This window comes from Deltaproteobacteria bacterium (assembly GCA_003696105.1).
Lineage (GTDB): Bacteria > Myxococcota_A > Polyangia > Haliangiales > J016 > J016.
Map to the genome: position 1 here is coordinate 1 of RFGE01000362.1, position 4,633 is coordinate 4,633.

The window sequence follows — 4,633 nt, forward strand, 5'->3', positions numbered from 1 at the left end:
GCCGGGGCAGGCGCGGGCCGGCCGGCGCGGGCTGGAGCGCGCCGCGTGCCGTCGCGCGGGCCGCGCCGCGTGCCGACGCGCGGGCCGCGCCGCGTGCCGTCGCGGCCGCGCCGCCGGGCGGCGTAGCCGAGCCGCGCGGCGGCCGTCGCCGGGTCCGCCGCGTCATGCGGGCGGCGGCGTCACCGTGCCGGTGATCTCGAGGCTGTCGATTGCGCGCAGGTGGATGCGCCCGACCGAGCCGCCGCCACCACCGCCGCCCGCCGCCGTCGCGGCGTCGGACGTGCCGCGCTCGCCGTCTTCGCCCGCGGCGGCGGTGCCCGCGCCGCCGTCACCGCCGTCGCCGCCGACGCTGGTGCCGGCGCCTCCCGCGGCCGGGTCGGCGTCGGCCGGGTGACCGTCCTCGCCGCTCGCCGTCGCCACGCCGCGGCGCGACCCCTCGCCGCCCGCGCCGCCGTTGGCGCTCAGCACGCCCGCAATGTCGATCTGCATCGCCTCGAGCAGCAGCGCTCCGCCCGAACCGCCGCCGCCACCGCCGCTGGCCTGGCCGGTCACGCCCTGGCCGCCGCCGCCGGGCACCGCGATCGCGCCGGCCACCGAGATCGTGCCTCCGGCGACCAGCTGCAGCGCACCGCCCGCGCCGCCGCCCGCGCCGCCCGTCGCCATGCCGCCCGCACCTCCCGGGCAGCCTCCGCGCAGCGGGACGATCTGCGGGTTGCCCTCGGCCGCGCCGCCGGCGGTGTCCCCTCCGCTCGCGCCGTCGACGCGGGCGCCGTCGCCTCCGTCCGCGCCGTAGCCGCCGCCGCCGCCGCCCGCGCCGCCGGCGCGGCCCGCGCCGGTCGTCTGGACCGCCCCGGCGCGTCCGGCCCCCGCGCCGCAGGTTCCGGGCGCGCCGCCGCCCGGCCCCGGCGTCTCACCCTCGGCGCCGGCGAACACGCGGCCGCCGATGCGGATGTCGCCGGTGGCCACCACGACGGCCGGCAGCGAGCCGACGAACCGCAGCCGCCCGCCCGGCATCACGGTGACCGACGTGGCGACGAACACGCGGATGTCCGGTCCGCCCGGTTGCGGGAGCACCGTCGAGTCCAGCAGAACCGACACGCCCGGTCCGGTCGCCACGCCGGTGTCGGTGTTGACGGTCCACCCCTGCGCGCCGGGGACCGACCACGCCAGCCGCGCCGCCGGCAGCGCGCACGGATCGACGTTGCTCGGCACGAACGGCAGCTCGCCGGTGGCGCAGGCGTCCGGGGACGGGGCGGCGTCGGTGGGAGGGGCGGCCGCATCCGGCGTCCCCGCGGCGTCGGGCGCGCCCGCGGCGTCCGGCGCGCCCGCGGTGCCGTCCGGCGCGCCCGTCGCCGCGTCGGCAGGCCGCGCGGCATCGGGCGGCGCGACGCTCGCATCCGGCGGGCCGCCGACTCCGGGGCCGGACGGATCGAACGCGCACCCGGTCGCGGCGAGCGCGGCGGCGAGGACAGCGCGGCGGCCAGTCACTCGCGCAGGATACCTCCGGACGGGCCGCGCGCCGCCGGGCACCGCTCGCCGCCCGGGCGCGCTCGGGGTTCGGCCGCGATGGTGCGGCGAGATCGGGCCTCCTACCCGGGCGCGCTCGGGAGCCGGTCCGAATCCTCTGGCTCGCGGCCGGGCGGTCCGCCGCGGCTCGCCCGCGGGCGGCGGTCCTCGCGGGCGGCCGGCCCGCCGCTCGGCGCCGGGTCGCCGTCACCCCCGAGGTACGCCGCGCCCTCGCCGGATAGGGGTGCGACCGCGGCGCAACCGCACCGGCCGCGGTAGGCTTGGGCCACGGTGCGTTCGCGGGCATGGCAGGGCGCGGTCGTCGTGGCCGCGGCGGGAGTGGCCGCCGCGGTGGCGTGGCGCGGGGGCGAGCAGCGCCCGTCGGCGCCGGCCGTCCGCGCGCCGGTGGCGCCGCCGGCCAGCGGGCCGATCGCGGTGGCGTCGACCGCGCCCGCGACCGCCGGCGCGCTCGCGCGCGTCGCCGGCAGCTCGCGCGACGGCGTGTCGGGCCGGCCGATCGACGGCGCGACGTTGACGTTCGCGGGCGCGGCCGACCGCGAGGTGACGACCGGCGCGGACGGCCGCTACGCGGTCGACCTGCCGCCCGGGCGATATCGCCTGGTGGCGCGCGCGGTCGGGTTTGCCGCGGCGGGCGTCGACGCGCTGGTGGTCGCGCCGGGGGCGGTCGCCGGCGGCGTGGACCTGGAGCTGATGCCGAACGCCCGGATCGCCGGTCGCGTCGTCGACGGTCGCGGCGATCCGGTTGCCGATGCAACCGTTCGCTGCGCCGCGGGCGAGTGCGCCGCGGCCACGAGTGCGGACGGACGGTTCGCGATCGACGTGCCGCCCGGGCGCGCGACGCTGCGCGCGGCGGCCGGCGATCGCGTCTCGCGCGACTTCGCGGTGCGCGGCATCGAGCCGGGCGCCGAGATCGACGGCGTGGAACTCGTCGTCGACCGGCCCGCGCGCATCGCCGGTACGGTCGTCGATCGCCGCGGCGCGCCGGTCGCGCGCGGCGCGGTGGCCGCCTGGCGCGGCGGCGCGGTGGTGGGCCGCGCCGAGGTCGCCGGCGGCGCGTTCTCGCTGGCCGGGCTGCCCGCCGGCACGGTGGCGCTGGTCGCCAGCGCGCCGGGGCACGGACCGTCGGCCCCGCGCGCCGTCGACCTGTCGCCCGGCGAGGAGGCGCGGGTCGCCCTCGTGCTCGCCGCGCCGGCGCGCATCGCGGGCCGCGTGGTGGACCCGGCGGGGCACCCGGTCGCCGGCGCGCGCGTCGTCGCCGTGGCGCCCGCGCCGGCGGCCAGCCGCGGCGAGGCGGCGGCCGCCCGCGGCGCGCCCGCGGATGCGCCGATCACGCCGGTGGCCGAGGCGGAGTCGGGCGCGGACGGTCGCTACGTGCTGCAGGATCTCGGCGCCGGGCCGTACGACCTTCAGGCGGTCCGCGCGGGCTGGGCGCCGGGGCGCCGCGCGCGCGTGGCCGCGCCGGCCGACGGGATCGACCTCGCGCTGCAGCCCGGCGGCGGCGTCGCGGGCGCCGTGTCCGCGGCGGGCCAGCCGATCGCGGAGTTCACCGTCGACCTCGCGCCGCTTTCGCGCTACGGCGGCGGCCCGGTCGGCGCGGCGCGCGCGGTGCGCTTCGTCGCCCCCGACGGCCACTACCGCGTCGACGGGCTCGAGCCGGGCCGGTACGAGCTGGCGGTGTCCGCCGCGGGGTTCGGCACGGTCGTGCGGCCGCAGCTGGTCGTCGCCCCGGCCGCGTTCGCCGACGGTTCGGTCGAGCTGGTTGCGGAAGCAACGATCGCGGGGCGCGTGACCGACGCGGCGACCGGCCGGCCGCTGGCCGGGGCGGAGGTCGCCGTCGCGGGCCGAGCGGTCGAGTGTGGGGTCCACGCCGCCGCGGACGGCGCCTACCGGATCGACGGCGTCGCGCCGGGCCGATACGACGTCCGCGCGCGCCACCCCGGCCACGTCGACCGCGTGCAGCGCGGCGTCGACGTCGTCGCCGGCGGCGTCCACGAGGTCGACTTCGCGCTCGACCGCGACGACGATGCCGTCGACCGGGCCGGCATCGGGGCGGCGCTCGCGTGGCGGGGCGACGCGCTGGCCGTCGTCGGCGTCGTGCCGCACGCGCCCGCCGACGTCGCCGGCCTGCGGTCGGGGGACCGCATCGTCGCGATCGACGGCGTTCCGACCGCGCGGCAGGGGGGCGGGGCCAGCATCGACGACGTGCGCGGCGCCGCCGGCACGGTCGTCCGCGTGCGCGTGCGGCGCGCCGGCAACCCGCCGTTCGAACTGGCCCTCGTGCGAGCGCCGGTGCGCGACCCGGGCGGCGAATGACGGTCCTCGGTGCGCGTGTCGCGCGAGCGCGCGCCGCACCCGGTCAAAACGCCTTGCGCGAATCGAGCAGGATCGTCACCGGGCCGGCGTTGACCAGATCGACGTCCATCGTCGCGCGAAATCGGCCAGTCTCGACTCGCGCGACGCCGGCGGCGCGCAGCGCGTCGACCACGCGCGCGCACAGCGCCTCGGCGGCGACCGGCTCGAGCGCGGCGGTGAACGTGGGCCGCCGCCCCTTGCGCGCATCGCCGTACAGGGTGAACTGCGACACCACGAGCACGCCACCGCCGGTGTCGACCACCGAGCGGTTCATCTTGCCGCCGGCGTCTTCGAACACGCGCAGGTGGGCCACCTTGTTGGCGATGTAGTCCGCGTCGGCGCCGGTGTCGCCCGCGCCGGCGCCGACGAGCACGCACAGGCCGGGGCCGATCTCGCCGACCACGTCGCCGTCGACGGTCACCTTGGCGCGCGACACGCGCTGAACCACCGCGCGCATCACTTCCTCAGAAACACGATCCCGCAGCGGGCGCCGCGGTCGTCTTTGCACAGCGTCCAGGTCGTCTTGTCCGGGTCGATGCCGTAGGTGCGGCGCAGCGCGACGGCAATCTGGACCATGCCGCCGGCGACCCAGTCGGCCTCGCGCCACCACCGCATCTGGTTGAGCCCGGTCTTGGGCAGGTCGATGTACTCCGGAGCCTGTTCGGCCAGCAGCGCGCGCATGTCCTCCTCCGTCGGCACGTTGTGCCCCTCGCGGACGACGGCGACGGCCACGACCGGGCCGCCGTCGGCGTCC

Annotated in this window: 4 protein-coding genes; 1 reads left to right on the plus strand and 3 read right to left on the minus strand. The window is 80.2% G+C overall.

What is annotated here, in order from left to right; genetic code table 11:
• Positions 1 to 162: 162 nt before the first annotated feature.
• The gene (locus tag D6689_22525; protein RMH36439.1) at positions 163 to 1,488 is read right to left on the minus strand and encodes a hypothetical protein; all 1,326 of its coding nucleotides are present in this window, start codon (positions 1,486 to 1,488) and stop codon (positions 163 to 165) included.
• A gap of 309 nt (positions 1,489 to 1,797) precedes the next feature.
• On the opposite strand from D6689_22525, the gene D6689_22530 reads away from it, so the two are divergent.
• Positions 1,798 to 3,840 (plus strand): PDZ domain-containing protein, encoded by a 2,043-nt coding sequence (locus tag D6689_22530; GenBank protein ID RMH36440.1) that lies wholly within the window; start codon positions 1,798 to 1,800, stop codon positions 3,838 to 3,840.
• 43 nt (positions 3,841 to 3,883) lie between these two features.
• Here D6689_22530 and D6689_22535 read toward each other — a convergent pair whose 3' ends face one another.
• Entirely contained in the window at positions 3,884 to 4,336 is a 453-nt protein-coding gene (locus D6689_22535; GenBank protein RMH36441.1) for a D-tyrosyl-tRNA(Tyr) deacylase, read from the minus strand.
• The coding region (locus D6689_22540) for a hypothetical protein (protein RMH36442.1) at positions 4,336 to 4,633 on the minus strand (298 nt) is incomplete at its 5' end. The genes D6689_22535 and D6689_22540, both read right to left, overlap by 1 nt.

Bases quoted from the DNA above. Each gene is read 5' to 3' on its own strand.
- D6689_22535 (RMH36441.1), bottom strand. From the start codon at position 4,336: ATGCGCGCGGTGGTTCAGCGCGTGTCGCGCGCCAAGGTGACCGTCGAC.